This window comes from Streptomyces roseoverticillatus (assembly GCF_000719265.1).
GTDB lineage: Bacteria > Actinomycetota > Actinomycetes > Streptomycetales > Streptomycetaceae > Streptomyces > Streptomyces roseoverticillatus.
Window position 1 is genome coordinate 45,607 of sequence record NZ_JOFL01000007.1, and the last position, 26,540, is coordinate 72,146.

23 protein-coding genes are annotated in these 26,540 nt (G+C 70.0%); 10 read left to right on the forward strand and 13 right to left on the reverse strand.

The window, feature by feature from the left end; all coding sequences use genetic code 11:
- Positions 1-92 precede the first annotated feature (92 nt).
- From IF61_RS33305 to ngcE, 4 genes are all read right to left on the reverse strand, one after another.
- Positions 93-668 carry a hypothetical protein gene (locus tag IF61_RS33305; RefSeq protein WP_052392583.1) on the reverse strand — a complete coding sequence of 192 codons (576 nt, stop codon included), beginning with the start codon at positions 666-668 and terminating at the stop codon, positions 93-95.
- Positions 669-736: 68 nt separating this feature from the next.
- Positions 737-1,660 (reverse strand): carbohydrate ABC transporter permease, encoded by a 924-nt coding sequence (locus tag IF61_RS0110125; protein WP_030365955.1) that lies wholly within the window; start codon positions 1,658-1,660, stop codon positions 737-739.
- Positions 1,660-2,577: a carbohydrate ABC transporter permease gene (locus IF61_RS0110130; protein WP_030365956.1), complete on the reverse strand. Its 918-nt coding sequence runs from the start codon at positions 2,575-2,577 to the stop codon at positions 1,660-1,662. Before IF61_RS0110130 ends, IF61_RS0110125 begins: the two co-directional genes overlap by 1 nt.
- Positions 2,578-2,691: 114 nt before the next feature.
- On the reverse strand, positions 2,692-4,125 hold the full coding sequence (gene ngcE / locus IF61_RS0110135; protein WP_030365957.1) for an N-acetylglucosamine/diacetylchitobiose ABC transporter substrate-binding protein: 1,434 nt from the start codon (positions 4,123-4,125) through the stop codon (positions 2,692-2,694).
- A 537-nt stretch (positions 4,126-4,662) separates the two neighbouring features.
- Between ngcE and IF61_RS0110140 the strand changes: the two genes are divergently transcribed.
- Both IF61_RS0110140 and IF61_RS0110145 read left to right on the forward strand, forming a co-directional pair.
- Positions 4,663-8,574 (forward strand): GH92 family glycosyl hydrolase, encoded by a 3,912-nt coding sequence (locus IF61_RS0110140; protein WP_030365958.1) that lies wholly within the window; start codon positions 4,663-4,665, stop codon positions 8,572-8,574.
- Between the two features lie 107 nt (positions 8,575-8,681).
- Complete coding sequence (locus tag IF61_RS0110145) at positions 8,682-9,728, forward strand: FG-GAP repeat domain-containing protein (protein ID WP_030365959.1); 1,047 nt, start codon at positions 8,682-8,684, stop codon at positions 9,726-9,728.
- A gap of 55 nt (positions 9,729-9,783) precedes the next feature.
- Here IF61_RS0110145 and IF61_RS0110150 read toward each other — a convergent pair whose 3' ends face one another.
- On the reverse strand, positions 9,784-10,299 hold the full coding sequence (locus IF61_RS0110150; protein ID WP_030365960.1) for an EF-hand domain-containing protein: 516 nt from the start codon (positions 10,297-10,299) through the stop codon (positions 9,784-9,786).
- 507 nt (positions 10,300-10,806) lie between these two features.
- Here IF61_RS0110150 and IF61_RS35815 point away from each other — a divergent pair.
- Together IF61_RS35815 and IF61_RS0110160 are read left to right on the forward strand one after the other, a co-directional pair.
- Positions 10,807-11,043, forward strand: a complete 237-nt coding sequence (locus IF61_RS35815) for a hypothetical protein (protein ID WP_157848586.1) — start codon at positions 10,807-10,809, stop codon at positions 11,041-11,043.
- Positions 11,040-12,104, forward strand: coding sequence for a cobalamin-independent methionine synthase II family protein (locus tag IF61_RS0110160; protein ID WP_030365962.1), 1,065 nt, complete (start codon positions 11,040-11,042; stop codon positions 12,102-12,104). The genes IF61_RS35815 and IF61_RS0110160 overlap by 4 nt, the downstream gene beginning before the upstream one ends.
- Positions 12,105-12,158: 54 nt before the next feature.
- On the opposite strand, the gene IF61_RS35820 is transcribed toward IF61_RS0110160, so the two are convergent.
- From IF61_RS35820 to IF61_RS0110185, 5 genes are all read right to left on the reverse strand, one after another.
- Positions 12,159-13,421, reverse strand: coding sequence for a zinc metalloprotease (locus IF61_RS35820; protein WP_043188558.1), 1,263 nt, complete (start codon positions 13,419-13,421; stop codon positions 12,159-12,161).
- A 94-nt stretch (positions 13,422-13,515) separates the two neighbouring features.
- On the reverse strand, positions 13,516-13,851 hold the full coding sequence (locus tag IF61_RS0110170; protein ID WP_030365964.1) for a hypothetical protein: 336 nt from the start codon (positions 13,849-13,851) through the stop codon (positions 13,516-13,518).
- A gap of 30 nt (positions 13,852-13,881) precedes the next feature.
- Positions 13,882-14,160 (reverse strand): hypothetical protein, encoded by a 279-nt coding sequence (locus IF61_RS0110175; protein ID WP_030365965.1) that lies wholly within the window; start codon positions 14,158-14,160, stop codon positions 13,882-13,884.
- Between the two features lie 287 nt (positions 14,161-14,447).
- A complete protein-coding gene (gene acnA / locus IF61_RS0110180; protein WP_030365966.1) occupies positions 14,448-17,162 on the reverse strand; it encodes an aconitate hydratase AcnA in 2,715 nt (904 codons plus the stop codon).
- 150 nt (positions 17,163-17,312) lie between these two features.
- Positions 17,313-17,810, reverse strand: a complete 498-nt coding sequence (locus tag IF61_RS0110185) for an alpha/beta fold hydrolase (RefSeq protein WP_030365967.1) — start codon at positions 17,808-17,810, stop codon at positions 17,313-17,315.
- Between the two features lie 195 nt (positions 17,811-18,005).
- On the opposite strand from IF61_RS0110185, the gene IF61_RS0110190 reads away from it, so the two are divergent.
- Positions 18,006-18,557, forward strand: a complete 552-nt coding sequence (locus IF61_RS0110190; RefSeq protein ID WP_030365968.1) for a Uma2 family endonuclease — start codon at positions 18,006-18,008, stop codon at positions 18,555-18,557.
- A 10-nt stretch (positions 18,558-18,567) separates the two neighbouring features.
- Here IF61_RS0110190 and IF61_RS0110195 read toward each other — a convergent pair whose 3' ends face one another.
- Positions 18,568-18,930: a GntR family transcriptional regulator gene (locus IF61_RS0110195; RefSeq protein WP_030365969.1), complete on the reverse strand. Its 363-nt coding sequence runs from the start codon at positions 18,928-18,930 to the stop codon at positions 18,568-18,570.
- 1 nt (position 18,931) lies between these two features.
- Positions 18,932-19,954, reverse strand: a complete 1,023-nt coding sequence (locus IF61_RS0110200; protein ID WP_157848587.1) for a hypothetical protein — start codon at positions 19,952-19,954, stop codon at positions 18,932-18,934.
- Between the two features lie 92 nt (positions 19,955-20,046).
- On the opposite strand from IF61_RS0110200, the gene IF61_RS0110205 reads away from it, so the two are divergent.
- Positions 20,047-21,576, forward strand: coding sequence for a helix-turn-helix domain-containing protein (locus tag IF61_RS0110205; RefSeq protein ID WP_030365971.1), 1,530 nt, complete (start codon positions 20,047-20,049; stop codon positions 21,574-21,576).
- A gap of 59 nt (positions 21,577-21,635) precedes the next feature.
- Here the strand turns inward: IF61_RS0110205 and IF61_RS0110210 are convergent, their stop codons facing one another.
- Complete coding sequence (locus tag IF61_RS0110210; RefSeq protein WP_157848588.1) at positions 21,636-21,857, reverse strand: hypothetical protein; 222 nt, start codon at positions 21,855-21,857, stop codon at positions 21,636-21,638.
- A 107-nt stretch (positions 21,858-21,964) separates the two neighbouring features.
- Between IF61_RS0110210 and IF61_RS33310 the strand changes: the two genes are divergently transcribed.
- The 4 genes from IF61_RS33310 (at position 21,965) to IF61_RS0110230 (ending at position 26,491) form a co-directional block, all read left to right on the forward strand.
- Entirely contained in the window at positions 21,965-23,431 is a 1,467-nt protein-coding gene (locus IF61_RS33310; protein WP_052392586.1) for a hypothetical protein, read from the forward strand.
- Between the two features lie 34 nt (positions 23,432-23,465).
- On the forward strand, positions 23,466-24,224 hold the full coding sequence (locus IF61_RS33315; RefSeq protein ID WP_030365974.1) for a hypothetical protein: 759 nt from the start codon (positions 23,466-23,468) through the stop codon (positions 24,222-24,224).
- 17 nt (positions 24,225-24,241) lie between these two features.
- Positions 24,242-25,174, forward strand: coding sequence for an ATP-grasp domain-containing protein (locus IF61_RS0110225; RefSeq protein ID WP_157848589.1), 933 nt, complete (start codon positions 24,242-24,244; stop codon positions 25,172-25,174).
- A gap of 93 nt (positions 25,175-25,267) precedes the next feature.
- Positions 25,268-26,491: an arginine deiminase gene (locus IF61_RS0110230; RefSeq protein ID WP_030365976.1), complete on the forward strand. Its 1,224-nt coding sequence runs from the start codon at positions 25,268-25,270 to the stop codon at positions 26,489-26,491.
- The last annotated feature ends 49 nt before the right edge of the window (positions 26,492-26,540 follow it).

Consider the following 26,540-nt stretch of genomic DNA (forward strand, 5'->3'; position numbering starts at 1 on the left):
AGCCGGCTCCCGCCTTCCAGCTAATTCACATTTATCGTCTAACACACCACAATACGCATTCGTGTGGTTTGGTGTGGATACGCCCCAGAGGGTTACTCGTCCTTCGACATCGTGGTTCTTCCAGGGTCGCGCCGCGAGATGGCACGGCCCACCAATGAAGGGCGATCCGAATGCGAAATGTTGCGCGTGCAGCGCTGGTGGTTCTCTGCGCTACCGGTGCCGCGTTGCCCGTCCTCCCCGTGGCGCAGGCCGCGGCGCCCGGGACTCCCCCCGCCCCCGCCGACTGCCGGTACGTCTATTCGAACGGACGCCCAGGGCCGAACGGGGAAATCAGAGGCAGTGGCGTCTACGACGAGGGTGACCGTGACGCCGAGGGCCGTGTCTGCCGCAATGGCTGGTGGGTGCACCCCTACGAGGTCCATCACCACGACGACGACCGCCGGGACGACGACCATCGCCGCGATGACGATCACGGCCGGGATGACCACCGTCGCGACGACGACCACGGCAGGGACGACCACCGGCGCGATGACGACCACCGCTGGGACGACGACCACGGCCGGGATGACCACCGCCGGGACGACGACCACCGTCGCGACGATCGCCGGGATGACCGTCGGGATGACCACCACGACGACCGTCACGACCACGACCGCGACCACGACCACGGCCGCCGCCCGTAGGCAGCGCTCCAGGGCTCCCTGGTGCCTGCCCCCGGAAGGCAGGCACCAGGGAGCTACTTCAGCGCCCCCGCCGTCAGCCCCGCCTGGACCTGTCGCTGGAAGACGATGTACGCCGCCAGGACCGGGAGCATCGCGATGACCAGGCCCGCGAAGAGGCCCGACCAGTCGCCCTTGTAGCCCTGGCTGACGGCGAGGGCGACCAGACCCTGGGGCAGCAGCTTCTTGTCCTCGTCGCCCACGTTCAGTACCGCCGGCAGCAGGTACTGGTTCCACTGGCCCAGGAAGTTGAAGATCCCGACGCTGATCAGGCCCGGCTTGGCCATCGGCAGCATCACCTGGAAGAACGTTCTCGTGTGCGAGGCGCCGTCGATCAGGGCCGCCTCGGCGACCGACGAGGGCAGGGTGCGGAAGAAGCCGCTCAGGAAGAAGATCGTGAACGGGAGCGAGTACGCGATGTAGACCAGGATCAGGCCGTGGTACGTGTCCAGCAGCTGCATGTTCTTCATCACGAAGAACAGGGGGACCAGCGCCAGGATCACCGGGAAGCTCATCCCGCCCACGAACAGGTAGTAGACGAAGCGGTTTCCCGGGAATTCGAACCTCGCCAGGACGTACGCCGCCATCGAGCCCAGCAGCATCGTTCCGAACAGCGAACCGGCCACCACCACGACCGAGTTGAAGAAGTACTCGCTCATGTGCGCCTGCGACCACGCCCTCGACCAATTGTCGAAGTGCAGGCTCGTGGGCAGCGCCCAGGGCGACGTGAAGATGGACTTGTCGTCCTTGAGGGCGCTCATCACCGCCCACAGCAGCGGCAGCGTGACCATCAGGGCCCACAGGATCAGCACCCCGTGCGAGAAGACGTTGAGGAACCTTCCCTCGGTGCCCATGCGCCCTTCGGGGGAGTCCACCACCGGAGCCCCGGTCTCCGCACCGCTTTCTGCACCGCTTTCCGCACCGTTCTCCGCGACGCCCATCAGAACTCCAGCCGTTCGCGCCGGCCCAGCTTCATCACGATGCCGGCGAAGATCATGGTGACGATGAGCAGGGCGACCCCGAGCGTGGTCGCGTATCCGGCCTGCCCGTCCCGGAACGCCTTGGTGTAGAGGAAATAGGCGAGCACTTCGGTCGAGTAGTCCGGTCCGCCGGGGCCCACCGTCATGATCTGCACGACCGCGAATCCGTCGAGCGCCATGATGCCCATGTAGACCCAGCCGGTCTGAACCGTGTCCCACAACAACGGAAGCGTGATCCTGAAGAAGGTCTGGATGCGGTTCGCGCCGTCCAGCAGCGCCGCCTCGTAGAAGTCCTTCGGGATGGAGCTCATGCCCGCCGAGAACAGGACGACGTAGAAGCCCACGTTGCTCCACACCATCACCGCCATCACGCACCACAGCGCCAGATCCGGGTCACCGAGCCAGTTCGGCTGTACGGAATCCAGGCCCACCGCGCTCAGGAAGGAGTTCAGCGCGCCGCTGTTCGGGTTGTACGCGAACTGGAACAGCAGGGCCACGATGGCGATCGACAGCACCTGCGGGAAGAAGTAGACGACCTTGTAGAAGCCCGAGCCGCGGACGCCCGCCACCGCCGCGTTCTTCCTCCTCCGCCCGCCGACGTTCAGCATGAAGGCGAAGAAGAGGCCCAGTCCGAGCGTCACCAGTGGCAGCACCAGCAGCAACAGGACGTTGTGGCCGACGGACTTCCAGAACACGTCGTCGGCGAACATCTTCCGGTAGTTCCCGACCCCGACCATCTTGAAGTCGGGGCTCAGGCCCGTCCAGTCCGTGAACGAGTAGTAGATCGCCTGGAGGAACGGCGAGATCACGAACACCGCGTAGATCACCAGGGGTACGGCCAGGAACCCCACGATGAACCGGTACTTACCGTGCTGCATTGCCTTTCGACCCCGATCTCCCGCGGGCGCGGAGCCGCGGATGCGGGGCGGCGGACGCGGCACCGTCCCGGTTCGCGCCGCCGCCTACGATCTGCCTCAGCCCTTACCGCCTGACTACTTGTGCCGGTACTTCTTGATCGAGTCATCCGCACGCACACCGTCCGCGAATTTCTGGATCTTGGCGATCGTCTCGTCCGGGGTCATCCGGCCGGCCATCATCTCGCCCAGCGCCGCCACGCCGATCTTCTCCTTCTGGAGGGCGACGTACCAGTCCTGGATCCGCGGATTGACCACGTTCTCCCCCGCCTTGGCGAGCGCTTCCTGCGAGGAGCTGAGGCCCGGCGGCAGCGTCAGGCCTTCCGTTCCGCCGTTCAGCGACGTCAGGGACGAGACCTGCTTGATGAAGTTCTGCGAAGACTTCTTTCCCAGCATGATGCGCAGCAGTTCCATGCCGCCCTGCGGGTTCTTCGCGTTCTTCGGCACGATGAACGGCTCGCCGCCCGAGGCCCAGATCGTGCCGAACGGCATCTTGTCGCGCTTGGCATCGAGACTCGACGGCGCCCCGACCGCCATCTTGAAATCGGCGGGGGTGGTCCTCTTCGACTCGTTCTCGACCCACGATCCATTGGGGATGAACAGGGCCTTGCCCTGATTCCAGGCGGTCTGCGACTCGATGTGGGTGAGGCCGGGGGTGCCCTGGAGGATGTAGCCCTTCTTGTAGAGCTCGTAGTACGCCTCGAAGGCCGCCTTGACCGCCGGGTCCTTCCAGGCGTTCGGCTCCAGGTTGTCGATCCGGTCGAGGACCTCCCGGCCGCCGATCTTGGCGATGAAGGGGTAGAGGCTGAACGGCAGGTAGTACGGGAACTTGCCGGGGTACGTCCAGCCGGCGATGCCCTTCTTCTTCGCCTTCTCGCAGACGGCGAGCATCTCGTCCCACGTCTCCGGATACTGCGCGTCCAGTTTCTCCAGCGCCGTCTTCGAATACCAGACGCCGTAGACCGTGTACGCGTAGTAGAGGATCCAGGTCTCCTGGCCCTCGAACCGGCCCATTTCGACGACGCCCGGCCGCAGCGTGTCCCGTACCTTCTTCGACGGGTCGTCGATCGACGGCGCGTCCAGCAGTGCGTTGAGGTCGGTCAGCTGCTTCTTCCCCACCAGGGTGCCCATGTCCATCTGTTTGGCACCGGAGTTGTCGATGAGGTCCGGCGGGGTGCCGCCGTTGAAGCGGGGCTGGAGCTGGGTCTGGATCTCCTGGGTGGCCGCGTGCTTCACCTCGGCCTTGGGATACGCCGCCTTGTACTCGGCTTCTGCGTCCTTGGCGTACTGCTGGCCGAAACCGCCGTCGAAGATGACGACGTCGAGCGGCGCGGATTCGTTGACCGCGAGCGGGTTCTTCTCGCTCTTCGTCCCCTTGTCGACCTTGTTGTCGTCGCTGCCGCCGCCCGACGCACAGGCGCTGAGCACGCCCATCGACGGCACCGCGATCAGGCCGAGTGCGGCCGCTCTCTTGATCAGGTCGCGCCGGCCGAACTCCCCTGTGGATCCCATGCTCGATCCCATGCTCAAGTCCTCGCCTTCTCCAGGACTCAGGCGGTGCACCGGTTCTCCCCTTGCTCACAAGAGTTGCCGAAGGGCCCGACACCGCGGGTCAGTTGAAGCTTGGTGTGGTGCTTGGTGTGCTGGGTGTGGTGCTTGGTGTGCTGGGTGTGGTGCTTGGTGTGCTGGGTGTGTGCTTGGTGTGCTGGGTGTGCGCGCCGGGAGCGGTGACGTGGCCGCGACGTTCCCCCTGTCGCTCTCCCCCGGATCCGCCGCAGCGGCCCTCGGAGCCTCCCCGGTAGCCGACAGGTATAGTCCACTTCTCACCAACTGGGCAAGATCGGGAGCAGCTTCCGCCGCCAGTCTTTCTCTAGTTGAGACCTCAGTTGAGACCTCCCGCGGTACGAGGTCCCGCTCCGGCCGGTGAGCCCGGTGGTGACGACACCAACTCCGAGACCCTTGACACCACCCGCCTCCCACGCCCTACTTATCTCTGCGCGGCTCACTTGACAACGTTGTCTGCACGTTGCGAGACATGGGAGACATGCGATGCGGCAGGGACGGCGGCGGTACTGGCACAGATCCCGGCGACACCGACGGCCCCGCCCCGCCCCCTCACTCGTGCTCCTTCTGGCCGTCACCCTTATGACGGGATTTCAGCTCCCTCAGGCCGCCCCTTCGCAGGCCGAGGCCCCCCGCCCCGCCGACCACTTCGCCTCCTCCTTCGAACCCGGCGACCCCCAGCCCGACTGGCGCAACACCGTCGACTCCACCCCCGACGGCCGCAAGCGCACCGCCGGCATCGACGGCAACGACACCCGCGGTATCCCCGGCAATGTCAGCGACTCCGTCACCGACATCCGGGCGAGCGGCGAGAACGCCGGCTCGGGCGAGGTCAAGGAGAACCTCGTCGACGGCGAGAGCACGACCAAATGGCTCACCTTCGAGAAGGCGGGAGCCTGGCTGGAGTTCGACCTCGCCGAGCCGGTCACCGCCGTCCGCTACGCCCTGACGTCCGCCAACGACGCCCCCGGCCGGGACCCGCGCGACTGGGTCCTCCAGGGCTCGCAGGACGGCAAGAGCTGGACGCCGCTGGACACCCGCAAGGGCGAGACCTTCGACAAGCGGTTCCAGACCCGCGAGTTCACCTTCACCAACACCACCCCCTACGGCCACTACCGGCTCGACTTAACCCGTAACAGCGGCGAGGACATCACGCAGCTCGCCGAGGTGCAGCTCGCGCCGTACTACACCGGCCCGCCGCCGCCCTCCGACATGCGCAGCTACGTCGACGGCGGCCCCAAGGGCTCCCCGACCGCCAAGGCGCGCGCCGGCTTCTCCGGGCGCCGCGCCCTGCGCTACGGCGGCGTCCACCAGGCCATGGGCCGCGCCTACTCCTACAACAAGATCTTTTCGATGACCGGCGGCCTCCGCGTCACCCCGAGCACCGTCCTCTCCTACAAGGTCTTCCCCTCCATGCCGGAGGTCGACCTGCGCTACCCCGCCACCCACGTGTCCCTGGACCTCGCCTTCACGGACGGCACCTATCTGAGCGACCTCGGCGCGGTGGACCAGCACGGCGCGCCCCTCACGCCCCGCGGCCAGGCCGGCTCCCGCACGCTCTACGTCAACCAGTGGAACAACAAGGAGTCGCACATCGGGGCCGTGGCCGCGGGCAAGACCGTGGCCCGGGTGCTGGTGGCGTACGACTCCCCCGCCGGGCCGGCGCGGTTCCGCGGCTGGGTCGACGACATCTCCCTCGCGCCCGCGCCCGCCGAGAAGCCCCCGGCGCACCTCGCCGACTACGCCGTGACGACGCGCGGCACCCATTCCAGCGCGAGCTTCTCGCGGGGCAACACCTTCCCCGCGACCGCCGTCCCCCACGGCTTCAACTTCTGGACGCCGGTCACGAACGCGGGCGCCATGGACTGGCTCTACCAGTACGCCGCCGCCAACAACGCCGACAACCTCCCCACCATCCAGGCGTTCAGCGCGAGCCACCAGCCGAGCCCCTGGATGGGCGACCGGCAGACCTTCCAGGTGATGCCGGCCGTCGCCCCCGGGACCGGTCCTCCCGGCACGAGCCGGACGGCCCGCGCCCTCCCCTTCCACCACGCGAACGAGACCGCCCGGCCGCACTACTACGGCGTCACCTTCGACAACGGCCTCAAAGCCGAGATCGCCCCCACCGACCACGCCGCGGTCATGCGCTTCACCTATCCGGGTGACGGGGCAGCGGCGGACAGCGCCGCCCTCGTCCTCGACAACGTCCGTAACCAGGGCGGCCTGACCCTCGACCCCGAGACCCGCTCCTTCACCGCCTACTCGGACGTGCGCAGCGGGCTGTCCGTCGGCGCGGGCCGCATGTTCGTCTACGGGGTGCTCGACACGCCCGTCACCGCGAGCAGCGAACCGGACGACAAGGCGGGCACCACCGGCTGGCTGCGCCTCGCCCCCGGCAAGGACCGCACCGTCACCCTGCGCATCGCGACGTCCCTCATCGGCACCGAGCAGGCGAAGGCCAACCTGGAGCAGGAGATCCCCGAGGGAACCTCCTTCGGCCGCGTCCACGACCGGGCCCGCGCCGCCTGGGACGGCCTCCTCGGCCGGGTCGAGGTCGAGGGCGCGAGCCGCGACCAGCTCACCACCCTCTACTCCAGCCTCTACCGCCTCTACCTCTATCCCAACTCCGGCTTCGAGAACACCGGCACCGGCGCCCGCCCTCGCCACCGCTACGCCAGCCCCTTCTCCCGCCCCGAGGGGGAGAACACCCCCACCCGTACGGGAGCGCGGATCGCCGACGGCGAGGTCTACGTCAACAACGGCTTCTGGGACACCTACCGCACCGCCTGGCCCGCCTACTCCCTCCTCACGCCCAAGCAGGCGGGGCGGCTCGTCGACGGCTTCGTGCAGCAGTACAAGGACGGCGGCTGGATCTCGCGCTGGTCCTCCCCCGGCTACGCCGACCTGATGACGGGCACGAGCTCCGACGTGGCCTTCGCCGACGCCTACGCCAAGGGCGTCTCCTTCGACGCGGAGGCCGCGTACGAGGCCGCGCTCAAGAACGCCACCGTCGTGCCGACCCAGCCCGGCGTCGGCCGCAAGGGCATGGAGACCTCCCCCTTCCTCGGCTGGACGAGCACGACCACCCGCGAGGGCATGTCCTGGGCCCTGGAGGGCTACCTCAACGACTACGGGCTCGCGACGATGGGCAAGGCCCTCTACGAGCGCACCCGCAAGGCCCGCTACCGCGACGAGTCCGCGTACTTCCTGAACCGCGCCCGCAACTACGTCAAGCTCTTCGACCCGGCCGTCGGCTTCTTCCAGGGCCGCAACGCCGACGGCTCGCGGCGCCTGCCGCCCGGCCGCTACGACCCGCACGTCTGGGGCCACGACTACACCGAGACCAACGGCTGGAACTTTGCCTTCCACGCCCCGCAGGACACCCGCGGGCTGGCCGGGCTGTACGGCGGCCGCGAGGGCCTGGCCGAGAAGCTCGACCAGTTCTTCGGCACGCCGGAGACGGGGGCGCCCGAGTTCGCCGGCTCGTACGGCGGGGTCATCCACGAGATGACCGAGGCGCGGGACGTGCGGATGGGCATGTACGGGCACAGCAACCAGGTCTCGCACCACATCACGTACCTCTACGACGCGGCCGGGCAGCCGTGGAAGACGCAGGAGAAGGTGCGCGAGGTGCTGTCCCGCCTCTACCTCGGCAGCGAGATCGGGCAGGGCTACCCGGGCGACGACGACAACGGCGAGATGTCCGCCTGGTACCTGTTCGGCGCGCTGGGCTTCTACCCGCTGGTGATGGGCAGCGGCGAGTACGCGATCGGGTCGCCGCTCTTCCGGAAGGCCACGCTCCATCTGGAGGGCGGCCGCGACGTGGTCGTGAAGGCCCCGCGCAACAGCGCCCGCAACGTGTACGTGCAGGGCCTGCGGGTCAACGGCAAGGCCTGGCGGTCGACGGCGCTCCCGCACGCGGTCCTCGCCAAGGGCGCGACCCTGGAGTTCGACATGGGCCCGCAGCCGTCGTCCTGGGGCAGCGGCCGCGCCGACGGGCCGGCGTCCATCAGCAAGGACTTCGCGGCCCCCGTGCCGGACGAGGACCTGACCGCGCCCGGCACCTCGCCCCTCACCGACGACACGTCGGTCACGGACGTCTCCTTCGGCACGGCCCTGCTGCAGGTGCCGTCCGGCGCGCGCGTGACCTCGTACACCCTGACCTCGGCGGACCGGGCCAAGGCCCCGGACGGCTGGGTGCTGGAGGGTTCGCGGGACGGCACCGGGGAGTGGCAGGAGGCCGACCGGCGTACGGGCGAGGCCTTCGCCTGGGACCGGCAGACGCGGGTCTTCTCGGTGGCACGGCCCGGCGCGTACCGGCACTACCGGCTGCGGCCGGCGGACGGCGGCGACCACGTCCTCGCCGAGATCGAACTATTGGGGAAAAGATCCACATAAAGCCTCTTGACCCGTAAAGAAAGTGTGAAACGATCACGTGGATCCAGTGGCGTGCTCCTGACAGGGGGGCACGCCGCTCTTCGCTGAGACCCTCCTGGAGAACCCACGTGGCTCACCTTCCCGGCCGCCCGCGCGCTCGCGCGGTGCAGCGCATCGCCACCGCGGCGATAGCCGCCGCCCTGGTCGGCACCACCGCCGGCACGGCCCTGGCCGACGGCCCCAAGTCCCCCTCTTCCGGGCGTGCCGCCACCGCGGCCGAGCGGGCGGCGAAGCTGCCCGCCGACACGTCGTTCAAGCACCGCTCCGAGGCGCTGCGCGGCGAGGCGAAGTCCGGCGACTACCCCAAGTCGGGCGCCGTGGCCCCGCAGGCCCCGCGCCTCGCGGCCCCCCGCAAGGGCGTCAAGGCCGACGGCGCCACCGCCGAGGCCCCGTTCCTCCCGCTGAGCGCCGTCAACAACGACGACCTGTACTTCTACTGGCCCGACGGCAAGGGCGGCATCACGCCCAAGGAGTACGTCACCAAGGGCTGGAGCGCGATCAACTCCGCCGCCCGCGTCGACCACGACCGGGACGGCATCGCCGACGGCCTGTACGTCCGCGACAACGCGCAGAACATCATCTTCGCCCCGGCCGGCAAGAGCCCGGGCATCGTGGCGGACGACTGGGGTCAGTACGACCAGTTCATGTCCCCCGGCAACCTCGGCGGCGGCAAGGAGTCGGACATCCTCGTCCGCGACCGCGAGGGCGTCCTGTGGCTCTACCTCGCCTACCCGGACGGCACGCTTACCGGCCGCAAGAAGGTCGGCCCGGGCTGGGGGCAGTTCACCGAGATCGCCGGCCGCGGCGACCTGACGGGTGATGGCAAGGCCGACATCGTCGCCCGCGACAAGGACGGCGTCCTGTGGCTCTACAAGGGCACCGGCGACTACACCAAGCCGTTCGAGTACAAGCAGCGGATCGGCAGCGGCTGGAACCAGTTCAACAAGCTGGTCGGCACCGGCGACGTCGACCTGGACGGCAAGGCCGACCTCATCGCCCGGGACAAGGACGGCGCGCTGTGGCTGTACCGCGGCACGGGCCGCGCGGACCAGCCCTACGACTACAAGGTGAAGATCGGCAACTCCGGCTGGAACCAGTACGGGCTGATGTTCTGACGTAGCGTCACCGCGCACTGCGCGCGATCGCCGCTCCTGCGTGAGCCGTCCGGCCTCACGCGGGGGCGGCTCGGGCGTACAGGGCCTCTCCCGCAGGGGAGTTCTCCCCGGCGACGTGCGCGCGGACCGAGGCCAGGTAGTCCGCCCGGACGACCCGGCCGTCGCCGTCACCGTCCAGCGCGGCGAAGGCCGATTCGATGTTGCCGGCCGGGTTCCCCAGGGCCGCGCGCAGCGTCGTGAACTCCTTCAGGTCCAGGGCGCCGTCCCCGTCGGTGTCGGCGAGATCGAACAGGCCGCCGAGCACGGGCTCGCAGACGGTGTCGAACGCCTCGGCACCGGCCCAGGCCGCGTACTCGTCGAAGGTCACTCCCCCGTCGCCGTCCGCGTCCATCGCCGCCCATGCCCGCGCACCGTTCGCGCGTGCGGCGACGACCAGAGGGTCGTCGTCCGTCCGTCCGGTCGCCAGGGTCACGCGCTCGACCCGCGCGGAGTACTCGGCCTTCGAGATGACTCCGTCGCCGTCCGCGTCCAGCATGGCGAAGACAAGTCGCTTGGCAGCAATTTCGTCCACTGAAGCACCTTCCATCAGGTTTCGTTCCCGGTCGGCTGTCCCTACCCGGAATACCGGGGTTCGACGCCGTCGCGGCAGCGTGCACGCCCCGCGCGCAGGCGGAACGTGCGCGGCCGGGCCGCTCCAAGAGCCGGGGGCGGCGGAGGCGGGCAGGGGTAGTCACAGGGCCGGCAGTGAAACCGGTCCCTTGGAGGGCGCATGGTCGGCGGACGTGGTGCGGCAGTAGCGTTGGGCGTTCTGGCTCTGATGGGGTCGTCGTTGATGTGGTCCCCGGCCGGTCAGGCGCATACGGGCGGGCACAGAGGCGTCATCCTGTGCCAGGGCCCCAGCGACAGCACGTACGACCCACCCCTCACCTTCGAGTCACACAGCACTCGCGTCCACACGGACGCCCGGTACACGTGCACCATCGAACCCGGCCGGACCGTAGCGGCCACCGGTTCCCTGGACGGTGTGTCACCGGACGCGTCCTGTGACGGTTTGGGCAACCCCCGGATCACGGAAGTGGTGAAGTACGACGACGGGGCGGAGTCGTTGATCGTCTATGACCAGGGCACCACTGCACGCGCTCTCGGCTTTGCCGACGTCATGTTGTCGGGCCGGGTCGCCAAGGGGCGTGGGGAGGGGCAGTCCGCGCGGCGGACCGTGTTCTTCGCACCGCCCAAGCAGCTGCCCACGGAGTGCCTCTCCACCGGCCTCCGGGGGAACAGCGGCGAGGCGCAGCTGGAGGTCCCGAAGCCATGACGATTCCCACCGAGCCCATCGGCAGCATTCCCCGCCCCGCCGAGCTGCTCACGGCCATGGCGGCCCACGCCGACGGCCGGATCGGCGACGACGAACTCGCCGCCGTCCAGGACGAGGCGGTCCGCGACACCGTCCGCCGTCTGGAGGAGCTCGGCTCGCCGGTGGTCACCGACGGCGAGCAGGCCAAGCCCAGCTTCGCCACGTACCCCCTGGCAGGGCTGGACCGGCTGGCGCCCGACGGCGTCGTCATCCCCTTCGCCGACGGCCACCAGCGGCAGCTGCCCCGGCTGACGGCAGGGCCGCTGCGCTACGCCGTGCACGCCGAGCACTATCTGCGCGCCGCCCTCCGGCACGCGACCGTCCCCGCGAAACAGGCCGTGATCGCCCCCTCGGCGCTCAGCCTGCTCTACCCGCCGGACGGCATCGACGGGTATTCCCGCGAGGCGTTCCTCGACGATCTCGCCGCAGGGGCCGAGGCCGACATCCGCGGCTGCCTGGATGCCGGGGCCCACGTCGTCCAGCTCGACTTCACCGAGGCCCGGCTCGCGCTGAAGCTGGACCCGTCAGGGGGCGTACTGGAGGATTTCATTGCGCTCAACAACCGTGTCCTGGAACGTTTCTCCGCCACCGAGCGGGCCAGGATCGGCGTGCACACCTGTCCCGGCGGCGATCAGGACTCCACGCACAGTCTCGACGTGGACTACGCCGCCCTTCTGCCCGGGCTGATGCGGCTCAAGGCGGGGGCGTTCTACGTGCAGCTGGCCAGTGAGCCGGAGCCGGACAAGGTCCTCGGCGTCCTCGCCGACCACCTGCCCGGTCACGCCCGCGTGTTCATCGGGGTGACCGACCCGATCGACCCCCGCGTCGAGACCCCCGAGCAGGTCCGCGACCGGGTCCTGACCGCCGCCCGTCACCTGCCCGCCGACCGTCTGGGCACCTGCGACGACTGCGGCTTCTCGCCCTTCGCCGACGACACCTCCACCTCGCGCGACACCGCCTTCGCCAAGATCCGTGCCCGGATCGAAGGCACCGCCCTGGCCGCCCGCGCGCTGAACGGCTGACCGCGCCGGGGGCAGGCAGGAGTCCGCGGAGCCGTCGTCCCGCCCGGTCGGCCTTTACGGTCGGCTGACCGGGCGGCCCGCTGCCCTGGCGACGGCGGCGCGGACGAGCGAACGTACCGGCCGCCACAGGGCCAGCGTCACTCCCGCGACCGGGAGGGTGAGCAGCACGACCTGCAGGCACGCCGCGACCGTGCCGAGGACCGGGTAGCCGGAGGCGCCCGTGTGCTCGGCCAGGAGCCGGATCGTCTGCCAGTCCGACCGCAGCAGCTGCGGCAGGTTCACGAGCACGATGCCCAGCTGGAGCACGAGCGCGGGCACCAGGAGCAGGACCCACGCCGCGACCACGATCTGCGGCCATCGCTTCAGCGCCTTCAGGCTTTCGTCCTGGGGCCGGCGGAGCACGATCCGCCGGAGGATGGGCGCGATGTACTTGAACAGGTCGGGGATGCCGACCAGGTCGGCCACGATGTAGTAGCCGTCGAACCGCAGGGTGGGGAGGAGCTGCTGGATCATCTCCAGGTGGACGGAGAGGACCGCCACCAGCAGCAGCGGATTCCCGGTCGCCCCGTACAGGCCCAGCAGGCCCAGCACGAACAGCGCGTTGAAGTAGACGCCGCCCAGGTCGGCGCGGATGCGCCCGGCGCGGCCCAGCCGGTAGGAGCTGGTGATGTCGGTGTAGAAGGCGGGCCACACCAGGTAGACGCCGCAGCCCATCTCGCCCGGACGTGCGCCGCCGTAGCGGCAGGCCGCGCCGTGGCCCATCTCGTGGAACACGCAGGAGGCGACGGCCAGGACGAAGACGAGCAGCACGCTGGCGGGAGAGGTGAGCACCGTCCGGAGTGCGGCGCCGGTGTCCTGGGTCGCCCACAGCCACACCTCGCCGCCGGTGAACGCGCCCAGCGCGGCCACCACCAGCACCGGCCGGAACAGCCACGCGAACAGCCCGGCGAGGAACCACGTGGCACGCTCCGGCAGCACGGCCAGCCGGAAGCGGAAGGCCAGGAACGGGTCGCTCTTCACCACGGGCGGAGGCGGCGAGCCGTCGCTGTAGGTCGAGAGGCCCAGCGGTGCGAGCTTCTTGTCGATGAGGAAGACGACGTGTTCCTCGGCGAACCGCCGCCCGGTCTCCCGGCTCAGTTGCTCGGCCACCTGCACCACGGGCCGGCCGTCGAGCGCCCGCGCGAGCTGGTAGAGGAGGACGGGGAGGCGGACGACCTGACCGTCGGGGCGGCAGACGAGGTGGGGCGGCTCGCGGTAGCCGGAGTCCTCGAACTCGCCGACCAGTTCCGTGCCGGCCACCAGGGCGGGCAGTGCCATGAGCGCTCTCCGTCGGGGGACGAGTGGTCGGGGCAAGGGGAAGGGCCGGACGCGTCCGGCCCTTCCCAGGTGCGTACGTGGTGCCGCTACGCAATTAGTGGCTGGCGACGGCCGCCGGGATGCAGGTCATGCTGGTGGTCGGGTTCGTGGACGGCAGGCCGAGCGAGCCGAACAGACCCGGCGTGCCCTGGCGGTCCACGGCCTGGCAGGCGGAGAGCGCCACGGTGCCGTGGTCGTGGGGCGCCGGGGCGTACACGCCGCCGCCCGAGGCCGACGCGCTGCTGGAGCTGCCGGCACCGGCGCCGGAGCCGCCGTCACCGTCGCCGTAGGGACCGGCGAGCGGCGTGGCCACGATGCCCATCACGGTGCGCTCGGGCAGCACCTCGCCCGCGACGGTGTCGAGTTCCTCGAAGCTGATGGCGTTTTCCATTTCCGTACCCCTTCTCGAAAAGCGGAGCGGTCAGCGGCTGGCGACGGCCGCAGGAATGCACGTGGTGCTGTAGCCGGGGTCGCTGGACGCCAGTCCGAGCGCGACCAGCAGAGGAGGATTGCCGGCGTTCTGCCGGTAGTGACACGCGTAGGCCACCGTCGTCCCGTTGTCCGACTTCACGAGCGTCGGAAACACGGGCTGTTCGGAGCCGGCGGCTGCCGGGAGCAGCACGCTCGACAGTGCGATCCGCCGGGGAAGCTCCTCACCGCAAAGCCGGCCGAGCTCCCCGAAGGTCACGGCGGATCCCATCGTTGCTCCCTCCCCCATCGTCCCGGGCGGGAGCCTAACCAGGACATCACTGCCCGACACGTCATCAACCCCCTGATCACCCGGTCGAGTTGGATGTACGCCTCGGACGGGTGGAAAGGTGAACGCACGCCCGGCGGTGGGTGGTTGGGGCCGCTATGCGGGCGTCAAGGCCGCCCGAACGCTTCCCGCCGTGTTCGGCTCGGCGGCTTCCTCGACGCCTGGACGCGCGAGGGCCGCACCCCGTACGGAACGGGGTGCGGCCCTTATCGCTCGTGTGCCGGAACCGCTTACTTGCGGATCAGGCTGCGCAGCACGTACTGCATGATGCCGCCGTTGCGGTAGTAGTCGGCCTCACCGGGGGTGTCGATGCGGACGACCGCGTCGAACTCCACGCCCGTGTCGGTGGTGACCTTGACCGTGCGGGGCGTGCGGCCCTCGTTGAGCTCGGTCACACCGGTGAAGGTGAAGGACTCCTCGCCGGTCAGGCCCAGCGACTCGGCCGAAGCGCCCTCGGGGAACTGCAGCGGAAGGACGCCCATGCCGATGAGGTTCGAGCGGTGGATGCGCTCGTAGGACTCGGCGATGACGGCCTTGACGCCGAGCAGCGCGGTGCCCTTGGCGGCCCAGTCGCGGGACGAGCCGGAGCCGTACTCCTTGCCGGCCAGGACGACCAGCGGGATGCCCTGCTCGATGTAGTTGCGCGAGGCGTCGTAGATGAAGGAGACGGGGGCGTCCGCCTTCGTGAAGTCGCGGGTGAAGCCGCCCTCGGTGCCCGGCGCGATCTGGTTGCGCAGGCGGATGTTGGCGAACGTACCGCGGATCATGACCTCGTGGTTACCACGGCGGGAGCCGTAGGAGTTGAAGTCACGACGCTCGACACCGTGCTCGGTGAGGTACTGACCGGCCGGGGTGTCGGCCTTGATGGCACCGGCCGGGGAGATGTGGTCGGTGGTGACCGAGTCGCCGAGCTTCGCCAGCACGCGGGCGCCGGCGATGTCGGTGACCGGGGTGGTCTCCATCGTCATGCCCTCGAAGTACGGGGGCTTGCGGACGTAGGTGGACTCGGTGTCCCACTCGAAGGTGTTGCCGGTCGGGATCGGCAGGGCCTGCCACTGAGCGTCGCCCGCGAAGACGTCGCTGTAGGACTTGTTGAACATGTCCTCGCCGATGGCGTTGGCCACGACGTCGTTGACCTCGGCCTCGGACGGCCAGATGTCCTTGAGGTAGACCGGGTTGCCGTCGGTGTCGATGCCGAGGGCGTCCTTGGTGATGTCCACCTTCATGGAACCCGCGAGGGCGTACGCGACGACCAGCGGCGGGGACGCCAGGTAGTTCATCTTGACGTCGGGGTTGATCCGGCCCTCGAAGTTGCGGTTGCCGGAGAGCACCGAGGTGACGGCCAGGTCGTGGTCGTTGACGGCCTTGGAGACCTCCTCCGGCAGCGGGCCGGAGTTGCCGATGCAGGTGGTGCAGCCGTAGCCGACGAGGTTGAAGCCGACCTTGTCGAGGTACGGGGTCAGGCCCGCCTTGTCGAAGTAGTCGGTGACGACCTTGGAGCCCGGGGCGAGGGTGGTCTTGACCCACGGCTTGCGGGTCAGGCCCTTCTCGACCGCCTTCTTCGCGACGAGGGCAGCGGCCACCATCACGTACGGGTTCGAGGTGTTGGTGCAGGAGGTGATCGCGGCGACGGTGACGGCGCCGTGGTCGATCTCGTAGGTCGAGCCGTCGGGGGCGGTCACGGTGACCGGCTTCGACGGGGCGCCGGTGGAGATGGCCGGGGCGTCGGAGGCCGGGAAGGACTCCTTGCCCGCCTCGTCGACCTCGTCGACGTAGTTGCGGACGTCCTGCGCGAACTGCGCGGCGGCCTCGGCGAGGACGATGCGGTCCTGCGGGCGCTTCGGGCCGGCGATGGAGGGGACGACCGTGGCCAGGTCGAGCTCGAGCTTCTCGGAGAAGTCGGGCTCGGCGGCCGGGTCGAGCCAGAGGCCCTGCTCCTTGGCGTACGCCTCGACGAGCGCGACCTGCTGCTCGGAGCGGCCGGTGAGCTTGAGGTACTTCAGCGTCTCGCCGTCGATCGGGAAGATCGCGGCGGTGGAGCCGAACTCCGGCGACATGTTGCCGATGGTGGCGCGGTTGGCCAGCGAGGTGGCGGCGACGCCCTCGCCGTAGAACTCGACGAACTTGCCGACGACGCCGTGCTTGCGCAGCATCTCGGTGATCGTGAGGACCAGGTCGGTGGCGGTGGTGCCGGCCGGGAGCTCGCCGGTCAGCTTGAAGCCGACGACGCGCGGGATCAGCATGGAGACCGGCTGGCCGAGCATCGCGGCCTCGGCCTCGATGCCGCCGACGCCCCAGCCCAGCACGCCGAGGCCGTTGACCATGGTGGTGTGCGAGTCGGTGCCGACCAGGGTGTCCGGGTAGGCCTGACCGCCTCGGACCATGACCGTACGGGCCAGGTGCTCGATGTTCACCTGGTGGACGATGCCGGTGCCCGGGGGGACGACCTTGAAGTCGTCGAAGGCGGTCTGGCCCCAGCGCAGGAACTGGTAGCGCTCCTTGTTGCGGCCGTACTCCAGCTCGACGTTCTGGCCGAAGGCGTCCTTGGTGCCGAACTTGTCGGCGATGACGGAGTGGTCGATGACCAGCTCGGCCGGGGAGAGCGGGTTGACCTTCGCCGGGTCGCCGCCGAGCTCCTTGACGGCCTCGCGCATGGTGGCGAGGTCGACGACGCAGGGGACGCCGGTGAAGTCCTGCATGATCACGCGGGCCGGCGTGAACTGGATCTCCTGGCTGGGCTGGGCCTGGGAGTCCCAGCTGCCCAGCGCACGGATGTGATCGGCGGTGATGTTCGCGCCGTCCTCCGTGCGGAGCAGGTTCTCCAGCAGCACCTTCAGGCTGTAGGGAAGGCGCGCGGAGCCCTCGACCTTGTCCAGCCGGAAGATCTCGTACGACTCGTCGCCCACCTGCAGCGTGCTGCGGGCGTCGAAGCTGTTCGCCGACACGACAGTCTCCTTCATGCATGAATTCGCGTACTGCGGCCATCCTGCCGCCCCACGGTCCCGCCGATCCGATAAGGTGTGCCTTAGTTAGGCAAGCCTTACTGGCGCGACAGCGGTACGCCTCTCGGCAGATATCTCGATGTCGAGATAACTCTAGTACATCGCTGAGGAACGGTCATGTCCTGACGGGACCGACCCGCGCTCCGACGGGACTGACCTGCGCGGTCCGGGGCGGATCGCGGAGCCTGGCGTACCGCTTCCGCGGACGGGCCGGGTGCCGTACGCGCCGGCTGCGGCCTCCTGGTGCGGGGGCGCATGGGGCGCTCGGAGGCCCGTCGGAGAGGTCGTGGCCGGTACGGCCATTCCGGTGGTGAGGCCCGCAAGGACCTCTTCCAGCCAGTCCGCGATGTGGTCCGCGGTGCGGATGGGGGTCGTCTGCGTGCTGTACCCGGGCTCGCCCGCCCGGTCGACGGCCGGCACGGGGCGGTCCCCGCCGAGGGCGGCGACGTGCGGCGCCCACTCGGCGGGCGTGGCGCTCCGGCCGTGCAGCAGGACGACCGGGGCGCCGAGGACCCGGGCGCGGGCGGCTTCGCCGGCGAAGGAGCCGATCCGCGCGGCCGTCTGCGCAGCCTTGTCCGCCTTGCCTGCCATCGGACTGCCTCCCCCTGCGGCGGCGCGGGCGGCTGCCGCGGGTTCGATCATGACAGGGGGTGGATTGCGGGATGCGATCGGGCCTGGGTCACCAGTACGAGTGACCGATGGGCCGAATGGGCAGGCCAGTGGCGCTGATTGCCGTAGACCTTGGACAGTCGTCATGCTGCAGTCACGATGTCCGTGGGAGGACCGATGAGCACACAGCCCCACTCTTACGCAGCCGACGATCCCGAAATCGCACTGAAGTACGCGATCCAACACATCCGGGGGGACGACCGGGTGCAGATCGTTGAGGGGGTCATCGAGCCGATGTCACCGACCTGGGGCCACGAAAAGCCCATCACCAAGATCCGCAGGCAGATCGAGTCGACAACAGACAAGTTGGGCTGCGTCATCGGCGCGGGAAACATCGATCTTCCGGGCACCAGTAACTGGTACATCCCCGACATGGCTGTTGTGCCTGAACACCTCGAGGAGGCCGATGTTGTAGTACCCGACCAGACCCTGCTCGTGGTTGAAGTCACTTCGGATTCCAACGGAGACACGGACCGGATCGTCAAACGCCGCCGCTACGCCGAATTCGGCGCGCCGCTATACCTGCTTGTAGACCGCCAGGAGCGCACCTGCACGCTCTTCAGCAGCCCAGGAGAGCTCGGCTACATGAAGTCGGACAGCTGCCGCTTCGGAGAGTCTCTCCGCCTCCCCGAGCCCTTCGACCTCGAACTCGGCACCTCGGAGTTCTGACCCGGCGGCCCTACCGCCCCGCCAGCCCGCCCCGTACGAGGTTGACGAGCTCCTCGTCGGACACACCCAGCGCCCGCGCGTCCGCGACCAGCGCGCGGACGCCGTCCGTCAGGCGGGCGCGGCCGGGGGCGGCCGGGTCGGCCGTGACCACCGCGCCGCGGCCTCGCCGGAGTTCGATGAGGCCCTCCTCGCGGAGGCGCTGGTAGCCACGGAGGACCGTGTGGACGTTGACGCCGAGGGAGTCGGCGAGGGCGCGGGCCGCGGGGAGGCGTTCGCCCGGGCGGACGGTGGCGTCGGCTATGGCGCCGCGCACGGCGGCGGCGATCTGGTCGCCGAGCGGCACCGGGGAGCCGTGGTCGAGGCGGACGAGCATCTCAGCCCCCTGCGGATGTCGTGCCGGCCACCGTGCGCTCGCGCTCGCGCTCGGCCAGGGCGCCGAGGAGCGCGGCGGCCGTGGCGGCGTCGTCGACGGTGACGACGAACTCGCTGCCGGTCGTCAGGCGGACCACCACGGCGGGGCCGGAGCGCAGGGCGAAGCCGCTGCGGCCGGGGACGGCGCGGTAGCCCCAGCCACCGAGGTCGCGCAGCGGCTCGAAGTCGCGGCAGGTGGCTTCTTCGACGCGGTCGAGGGGGATGCGGACGCGGGGGCGGGGCAGGCCGAGCACGTTCACGGTGAGGCCGTGCCGGTCGACGGTGACGCGGACGGCGAAGCAGGCGCACAGCACCACTCCACCGACCATGAGCCCCAGGCCCGCGGCCCAGCCGGCGAGCGGGGTCAGGACGGCGCCGGCCGCCAGGAGGGACCCGCCGCCGACGAGCACGGGGCGCGAGCCGGCGCCGCGGGTCCAGACCGCGCTCTCGCCCTCGCGGAGCACGAAGCGGGGCGCCGGTTCCGCGAAGGCGTCGTCCGGCTCGGCCTGTGGCGCCGCCTTCGCCCGCAGCGCCGCGTGGCCGCGCCCGCCGGCCGGCACTCCCAGGCCCGCGGCCACGGCGCCCACCGCCACGGCGACGCCCAGCGCCCCCGGGCCGAGCCGCACCCCGTCGGCCGCCTGCGCCCCGGCGTTGTTCACGACGACGGCCACGGCCACGGCGCCGAGGAGCCCCGCGACGGCGCAGCCGAGGCCGGCGAGCAGGCGGTGGCCGCGCGTCGCGTACGTGAGGCCCGTGCAGAGCAGCGCCGCGACGAGGAGCATGCCGAGCACCTCGTACGGGAAGGCGCCGAGGGTCGTGAAGCCGTCGGCGCCGCCGGAGCCGGAGAAGTGGGTGGCGACGGGGTCGGGCAGGCCGTCGCGGCGGATGAGAAAGGCCGTCAGAAAGGCGGCGCAGGCCAGCAGATGGGCGGCGGCCACGACGAGGGGCGCACGCAGGCCGCTCACCGGGCGCGGGGACACAGTCATGTCACCTCCGAGTTGTACGCATCGTAATAGAACAACCAATGGCCAGAACCGCCATGCGGATGAAATCTCATATGTGAGATAACGTCTACGGCATGACCGACGCATACCTCGCCCGTATCGGCAAGCTGATCCGTGACGCCCGGCAGCACCGAGGCTGGACCCAGTCGCAGCTCGCGGAAGCCCTCGGCACCAGCCAGAGCGCCGTGAACCGCATTGAGCGAGGAAATCAGAACATCAGCCTTGATATGATCGCCCGCATCGGTGAGGCGCTGGACAGCGAAATCGTCTCCCTCGGTTACGCCGGCCCCATGCACCTCAGGGTGGTCGGCGGCCGCCGGCTCTCCGGCTCGATCGACGTCAAGACCAGCAAGAACGCGTGTGTCGCCCTGCTGTGCGCAACGCTCCTCAACGCGGGCCGCACCACCCTGCGCCGGGTCGCCCGGATCGAGGAGGTCTACCGGATCCTGGAGGTGCTGGGCAGCATCGGCGTCCGCACCCGCTGGATCAACGACGGCAACGACCTGGAGATCGTGCCGCCCGCGGAGCTCGACCTGGCCGCGATGGACACCGAGGCCGCCCGCCGCACGCGCAGCGTCATCATGTTCCTCGGTCCGCTCCTGCACCGCATGGACCACTTCAAGATCCCGTACGCGGGCGGCTGCGACCTCGGCACCCGCACCGTCCAGCCGCACATGACGGCCCTGCGCCACTTCGGCCTGGAGGTCACGGCGACCGACGGCACGTACCACGCGCAGGTCGACCGTTCGGTCGCACCCACCCGGGCGATCGTGCTGACCGAGCGCGGCGACACCGTGACCGAGAACGCCCTCCTGGCGGCCGCCCGGCACGACGGCGTCACCGTCATCCGGAACGCCAGTTCGAACTACATGGTCCAGGACCTCTGCTTCTTCCTGGAGGAGCTCGGCGTCCGCGTCGAGGGCATCGGCACGACCACCCTCACCGTGCACGGCGTCGCCACCATCGACCGCGACGTGGACTACGCGCCCTCCGAGGACCCGGTCGAGGCCATGAGCCTGCTGGCCGCCGCCGTCGTCACCGAGTCCGAACTGACCATCCGGCGCGTGCCGGTGGAGTTCCTGGAGATCGAGCTCGCCGTCCTGGAGGAGATGGGCCTCGACCACGAGCGCAGCCCCGAGTACCCGGCGAACAACGGCCGCACGCGCCTGCTCGACCTGACCGTGCGCCCCTCCAAGCTGCGGGCGCCGATCGACAAGATCCACCCCATGCCGTTCCCCGGCCTCAACATCGACAACGTGCCGTTCTTCGCGGCCATCGCCGCGGCCGCCCAGGGCCAGACCCTCATCCACGACTGGGTCTACGACAACCGCGCCATCTACCTCACCGACCTCAACCGCCTCGGCGCCGACGTCAAGCTCCTCGACCCGCACCGCGTCCTCGTCGAGGGCCCCACGCGCTGGCGCTCGGCGGAGATGATGTGCCCGCCTGCCCTGCGCCCCGCCGTGGTCGTCCTCCTGGCCATGATGGCCGCCGAGGGCACGTCCGTCCTCCGCAACGTGTACGTCATCAACCGCGGCTACGAGGACCTGGCCGAACGCCTCAACTCGATCGGCGCCCAGATCGAGATCTTCCGGGACATCTAGGAGGCCGCCGCCCGGCCGGTGCACGCCACCGGCCGGGCCCGCGGACGCCGGCAGCGGGCCTATTGCGGTTCGTACCGGCGTTTCTCCACGACCAGCGGCAGCCCCTCGATCTCCGGGCGGCGCAGCTCGGGCGGGACCTCGGCGTCCGGGTCGACGTCGACTTCCAGGACGAGCCTGCCCTCACGGAGTTTCACGCCGACCCCGGTGACGGAGGGCAGCGCGAGGATGCGCTGCTCGTTCCGGCGCTGCACCTCCAGTGCCTGCTCCTCGTTCATCTCCATTCCGCCATTGTGCATAACGCGTGCGGGACCACCCTGCTGCCCCAGCTCCTCGGGCGGGTCCCGGAAGGTCGTGCAAGCGTGGAATCCACGACCGAGAGGAGACCGGAATGCCGTCGGTAGCGGAGCTCGTCGCCGTCAAGCAAAAGGTGGAGCAGCGATTCCTCAGTCAGCCCGGCGTCACCGGAATCGACGTCGGCTACAAGGAAGTGGGCGGTGAGCTCACGGACCAGATCGCCGTACGGGTGCACGTGGCGCGGAAGACCGACGACGTCCCGTCCGCCGACCGGGTACCCGAGAATCTCGACGGCTTCGTCACGGACGTGGTCGAGCGCGTCTACGAGCTCCAGGTGGCCTCCCGCCCGGTGGACATGACCGTGCAGGCCGACACCCGGCACTTCTCCACCCTCAAGGGTGGCGTGAGCATGGGGCCCAGCAGGGTCATCGACGGCAGTGTCTTCGCGGGAACACTGGGTGCCGTCGTCGTCGACAACGCCACCCGGGCCAAGGCGGCCCTGACCAACTTCCACGTCGCGGCCGTCGACTCGACGTTCCAGACCGGCGACCGCATGGTGCAGCCCAGCCTCATCGACACCGGTGCGGCTCCCCAGGGCGAATTCGGCGCCATCCTCCGCGCCACGCTCTCGGCCGCCGTCGACGGCGCCCTGATCTCCATCGACCCCGGCAGGGCCGCCTCGTGCGAGATCGATGAGATCGGTCCGGTGCGGGGCACCAAGAAGGCCACCCTCGGAATGGCGGTGCGCAAGCGCGGGCGGACGACCGGACTGACCCACGGGTCGGTGGACGGGTTTTCGGGGTCCATCCAGGTGGACTACGGCGACGGACTCGGTGTCCACACCCTGACCAATCAGGTGAGCATCGCGGCGGACACGTCCCGGAACGCCCTCTTCTCCGACCACGGAGACTCCGGTTCCGTCATCGTCGACGACGACGGTTTCGTGGTGGCACTGCTCTTCGCCGGTGCCGGCTCCAGCACCTCGGCCAATCCCATCGCCGCCGTGCTGTCCGAGCTGAACGTTTCCATGTGCGTCCCGGGGCCGCAGGCGGCCCGGGGCGGAGTCCCGGCACCGCACGAGAAGTCGGTGATCAAGGACGTCAGGGACCACAAGGAAGCCGTCAAGGACAAGGAACTCGTCAAAGAGCTCACCAAGGACAAGGAACTCAAGGAGTTCACCAAGGACAAGGAAATCGCCAAGGAGCTCACCAAGGAAAAGGACATCAAGGAATTCAGCAAGGACTCCGTCCTGGACAACAAGACGCTGAAGGACGCGATCGACCACATCAAGCCCCATGAGCTGCCACCGGCCGGTCCTCCCGGCCCCGGCCCCCTCGGCGGGCAGACCTCGCTCGAACAACGGCTGGGCGCCGTCGAAGCCCAGCTGGCCCGGCTGGGCAGCTTCATCGAGCCGCAGCAGCGCCCCGACCTGCGCGGCGCGGCCCTCCCGGGCGGACCACAGCCGGCGCAGGACGGCACGGAAGAACTGCGTGCGGAGCTGGAACGCCAGGTCGCCGACGCCGTCGCGGCGAAGAGCGAGTTCGACACGCCCATGGCCTGAGCCGGCCGCTGACGCAGACCCGGAGGGAACGGCCGTGCTGCTGGTGCTGTGCCCGTTGAACGACCCCCACGCCCTGTGGTTCGCCGGGCGGGCCCGCGCCGAAGGGCGGCCCTGCACCGTCCTCCCCACGGAAAAGCTCTCCTTCCCCCGGCGCCGCTCCCACCGGCTGGGCGGCGGGGAGAGCCAGGCACGGACGGTCATCGAACTGACCGACGGAACGGTGGTCGACGGCGCCCGCGTCACCGGCGTGCTCAACCGCATGATCGCGCCACCGGCCGACGCCTGGCGGCACGCCGCGGAGACGGAACGCACGTACGCGACCGCCGAACTGCACGCGTTCTCGCTCAGCTGGCTCTCCGCACTGCGCTGCCCCGTCCGCAACCGCCCCACCCCCCAGTGCCTGGCCGGTCCCGCACCCGACACGCTGCGGTCCTGGGCCGCCGCCCATGCCTCCGGGCTCTCCTGCGCCCCCGTGCGGGTGGGAACCGCCGATCCCTGGCATCCGGCCGCGGCGGTCCTGGCCGCCGCGAGCCGCGCGTCGGGCCCGTCGGCCCGGCCGGTGCACGCCGTGTGCCTGGACGGGACGGTCCTCGCGCCGGACGTCCCGGCGCGGGTCGCCGCCGGGGTGGCCGCCCTGTGCTCGGCGATCGGCGCGGACCGGTGTCTGATCGGCATCGACTTCCTCGTGGACGGCGAGGACTGGCGCTTCGCCGGTACGTCCCCGCTCCCCGATCTCCGGGCAGGCGGGCACCGGCTGTACCGGCTGCTGCTCCGTGCCCTGGGGCAACGATGACCGTGATGTTGTGGGGAGTGCCGACCGAGCCCCCGATGGCCATGGTCGCAAGGGCGCTGACGGCCCGGGGCGCCGACGTGGTGGTGGTCGATCCGCAGTCCCTCGCGGGGGCCGCGGTCGATGTGGTGCTGTCCGGCGCCGGACCCGGCCGGCCCGGGGGCCGGCTCGCCGGGGTGATCCGCACCTGCGGGCGCTCGGTGGAACTGGAGCGTGTCACGGCCGCCTACCTACGCCCGGTGGAACCCGATGTCGTGCCCGGGCTGGACCCTGCGGAGCGCGGGCGGGCACGACAGGTGCACGACACGCTGCTGAGCTTCACCGAGGTCGCCGACGCGATGGGCGGCTGCCGGCTGGCGAACCCGCTGTCGGCCATGGCCTCCAACACCTCCAAGCCGTATCAGGCCCAGCTCATCGCCGGTCACGGCTTCTACACTCCGGCGACGCTGGTCTCCGACGACCCGGACGAGGTCCTCGGCTTCGTGGACCGGCACCGGGGGGCGGTCTACAAGTCCACCAGTGGCATCCGGTCGGTGGTCACCGCCTTCGATCCGGCCCGCGACACCGGCCGGCTGGACCGCTTGCGGTGGTGCCCCGTCCAGTTCCAGGAGCACCTTGACGGCCCGGACGTACGGGTCCACGTGGTCGGCGACCGGGCCCTCGCCGTCCTGGCCGACTCCGCCGCGGTCGACTACCGCTACGCGCGCCTCCAGGTGGGAGCCGACGCGCGGTTGCGCCCCTACGCGCTCGGCGACGGCATCGCCGAGCGCTGTGTCGCCCTCGCCGCCGATCTGGGGCTGCCCTTCGCCGGCGTCGACCTCAAACTCCTCCCGGACGGCCGGGTCGCCTGCTTCGAGGTCAACCCGTCGCCGGGCTTCTCCTGGTACGAGACCGCAACCGGTCTGCCCATCGCGGCGGCGGTCGCCGACTGGCTGCTGACCCCGGCCGGCTGACGGCTGCCGAGGTGGGTGCGGGCGGCGAACCACCGTGAACGTTTCATCGTGGTGAACCGGGTCATCGGCAATGATCCGGGTCAGGATGGTGGCATGGGATTCCATGTCGATTCCGAGGCCGGGCGGCTGCGCCGCGTCATACTGCACCGCCCCGGCCTGGAGCTGAAGCGGCTCACGCCCTCCAACAAGGACGCTCTGCTCTTCGACGACGTGCTGTGGGTGCGCAGGGCGCGCGCCGAGCACGACGGGTTCGCGGACGTGCTGCGCGAGCGCGGGGTCGAGGTGCACTTCTTCCAGGACCTGCTGGAGGAGAGCCTGACGGTGCCGGAGGCGCGGGAGCTGGTGCTGGACCGGGTCTTCGACGAGAAGGAGTACGGGCCGCTGGCGACGGGCCACCTGCGGGACGCGTTCGAGGGCCTTCCGGCGGCGGAGCTGGGCGAGTGGCTGGTCGGGGGGATGACCAAGCGGGAGTTCCTGGAGCGGCACAGCGAGCCGGTCTCGGTGCGTTTCCACGCCATGGAGCTGGACGACTTCCTGATCAATCCGCTGCCCAACCACCTGTTCACCCGGGACACCTCTGCCTGGATCTACGACGGGGTGTGCGTCAACGCGATGCGCTGGCCCGCGCGTTGGCACGAGACCGTGCACTACGAGGCGCTGTACCGCTATCACCCGCTGTTCTCGGGCGGCGGCTTCCACGTCTGGTCCGAGGGGCAGGCGGCCTATCCGTCGACGATCGAGGGCGGTGACGTGCTCGTGATCGGCGAGGGCGCCGTGCTGATCGGCATGAGCGAGCGGACGACTCCGCAGGCCGTGGAGATGCTCGCCCACCGGCTCTTCGCGGCGGGCTCGGCCCGGACGATCGTGGCGCTGGACATGCCCAAGCGGCGGGCGTTCATGCACCTGGACACGGTGATGACGATGGTGGACGGGGACACGTTCACGCAGTACGCCGGGCTCGGGATGCTCCGCTCGTACACGATCGAGCCGGGTGCGGGCGAGCGCGAGCTGAAGGTCACGGACCATCCGCCGGAGCACATGCACCGCGCGATCGCCGCGGCGCTGGGCCTGGACTCGGTGCGGGTGCTGACCGCGACGCAGGACGTGCACGCGGCGGAGCGGGAGCAGTGGGACGACGGCTGCAACGTGCTGGCCATCGAGCCGGGCGTGGTGGTGGCCTACGAGCGGAACGCGACGACCAACACGCACCTGCGGAAGAACGGCATCGAGGTGATCACCATCCCGGGCAGCGAGCTGGGGCGCGGGCGGGGCGGGCCGCGGTGCATGAGCTGCCCGATCGAGCGGGACGCCGTCTGAGAGCCCGGGGACTGAGACGCATCGCACACTTGATTGCATAGCAATACGG

Coding starts and splice junctions, on each gene's coding strand:
- IF61_RS0110210 (WP_157848588.1), bottom strand. CDS start 21,857: ATGGAGATGAACGAGGAGCAGGCACTGGAGGTGCAGCGCCGGAACGAG.
- IF61_RS0110190 (WP_030365968.1), top strand. CDS start 18,006: ATGAGCACACAGCCCCACTCTTACGCAGCCGACGATCCCGAAATCGCA.
- IF61_RS0110175 (WP_030365965.1), bottom strand. CDS start 14,160: ATGGGATCCGCCGTGACCTTCGGGGAGCTCGGCCGGCTTTGCGGTGAG.
- IF61_RS0110195 (WP_030365969.1), bottom strand. CDS start 18,930: ATGCTCGTCCGCCTCGACCACGGCTCCCCGGTGCCGCTCGGCGACCAG.
- IF61_RS0110185 (WP_030365967.1), bottom strand. CDS start 17,810: ATGGCAGGCAAGGCGGACAAGGCTGCGCAGACGGCCGCGCGGATCGGC.
- IF61_RS0110140 (WP_030365958.1), top strand. CDS start 4,663: ATGCGGCAGGGACGGCGGCGGTACTGGCACAGATCCCGGCGACACCGA.
- IF61_RS0110160 (WP_030365962.1), top strand. CDS start 11,040: ATGACGATTCCCACCGAGCCCATCGGCAGCATTCCCCGCCCCGCCGAG.
- IF61_RS33310 (WP_052392586.1), top strand. CDS start 21,965: ATGCCGTCGGTAGCGGAGCTCGTCGCCGTCAAGCAAAAGGTGGAGCAG.
- IF61_RS0110130 (WP_030365956.1), bottom strand. CDS start 2,577: ATGCAGCACGGTAAGTACCGGTTCATCGTGGGGTTCCTGGCCGTACCC.
- IF61_RS35820 (WP_043188558.1), bottom strand. CDS start 13,421: ATGGCACTGCCCGCCCTGGTGGCCGGCACGGAACTGGTCGGCGAGTTC.
- IF61_RS0110205 (WP_030365971.1), top strand. CDS start 20,047: ATGACCGACGCATACCTCGCCCGTATCGGCAAGCTGATCCGTGACGCC.
- IF61_RS0110200 (WP_157848587.1), bottom strand. CDS start 19,954: ATGACTGTGTCCCCGCGCCCGGTGAGCGGCCTGCGTGCGCCCCTCGTC.
- IF61_RS0110170 (WP_030365964.1), bottom strand. CDS start 13,851: ATGGAAAACGCCATCAGCTTCGAGGAACTCGACACCGTCGCGGGCGAG.
- IF61_RS0110125 (WP_030365955.1), bottom strand. CDS start 1,660: ATGGGCGTCGCGGAGAACGGTGCGGAAAGCGGTGCAGAAAGCGGTGCG.
- ngcE (WP_030365957.1), bottom strand. CDS start 4,125: ATGGGATCCACAGGGGAGTTCGGCCGGCGCGACCTGATCAAGAGAGCG.
- IF61_RS0110230 (WP_030365976.1), top strand. CDS start 25,268: ATGGGATTCCATGTCGATTCCGAGGCCGGGCGGCTGCGCCGCGTCATA.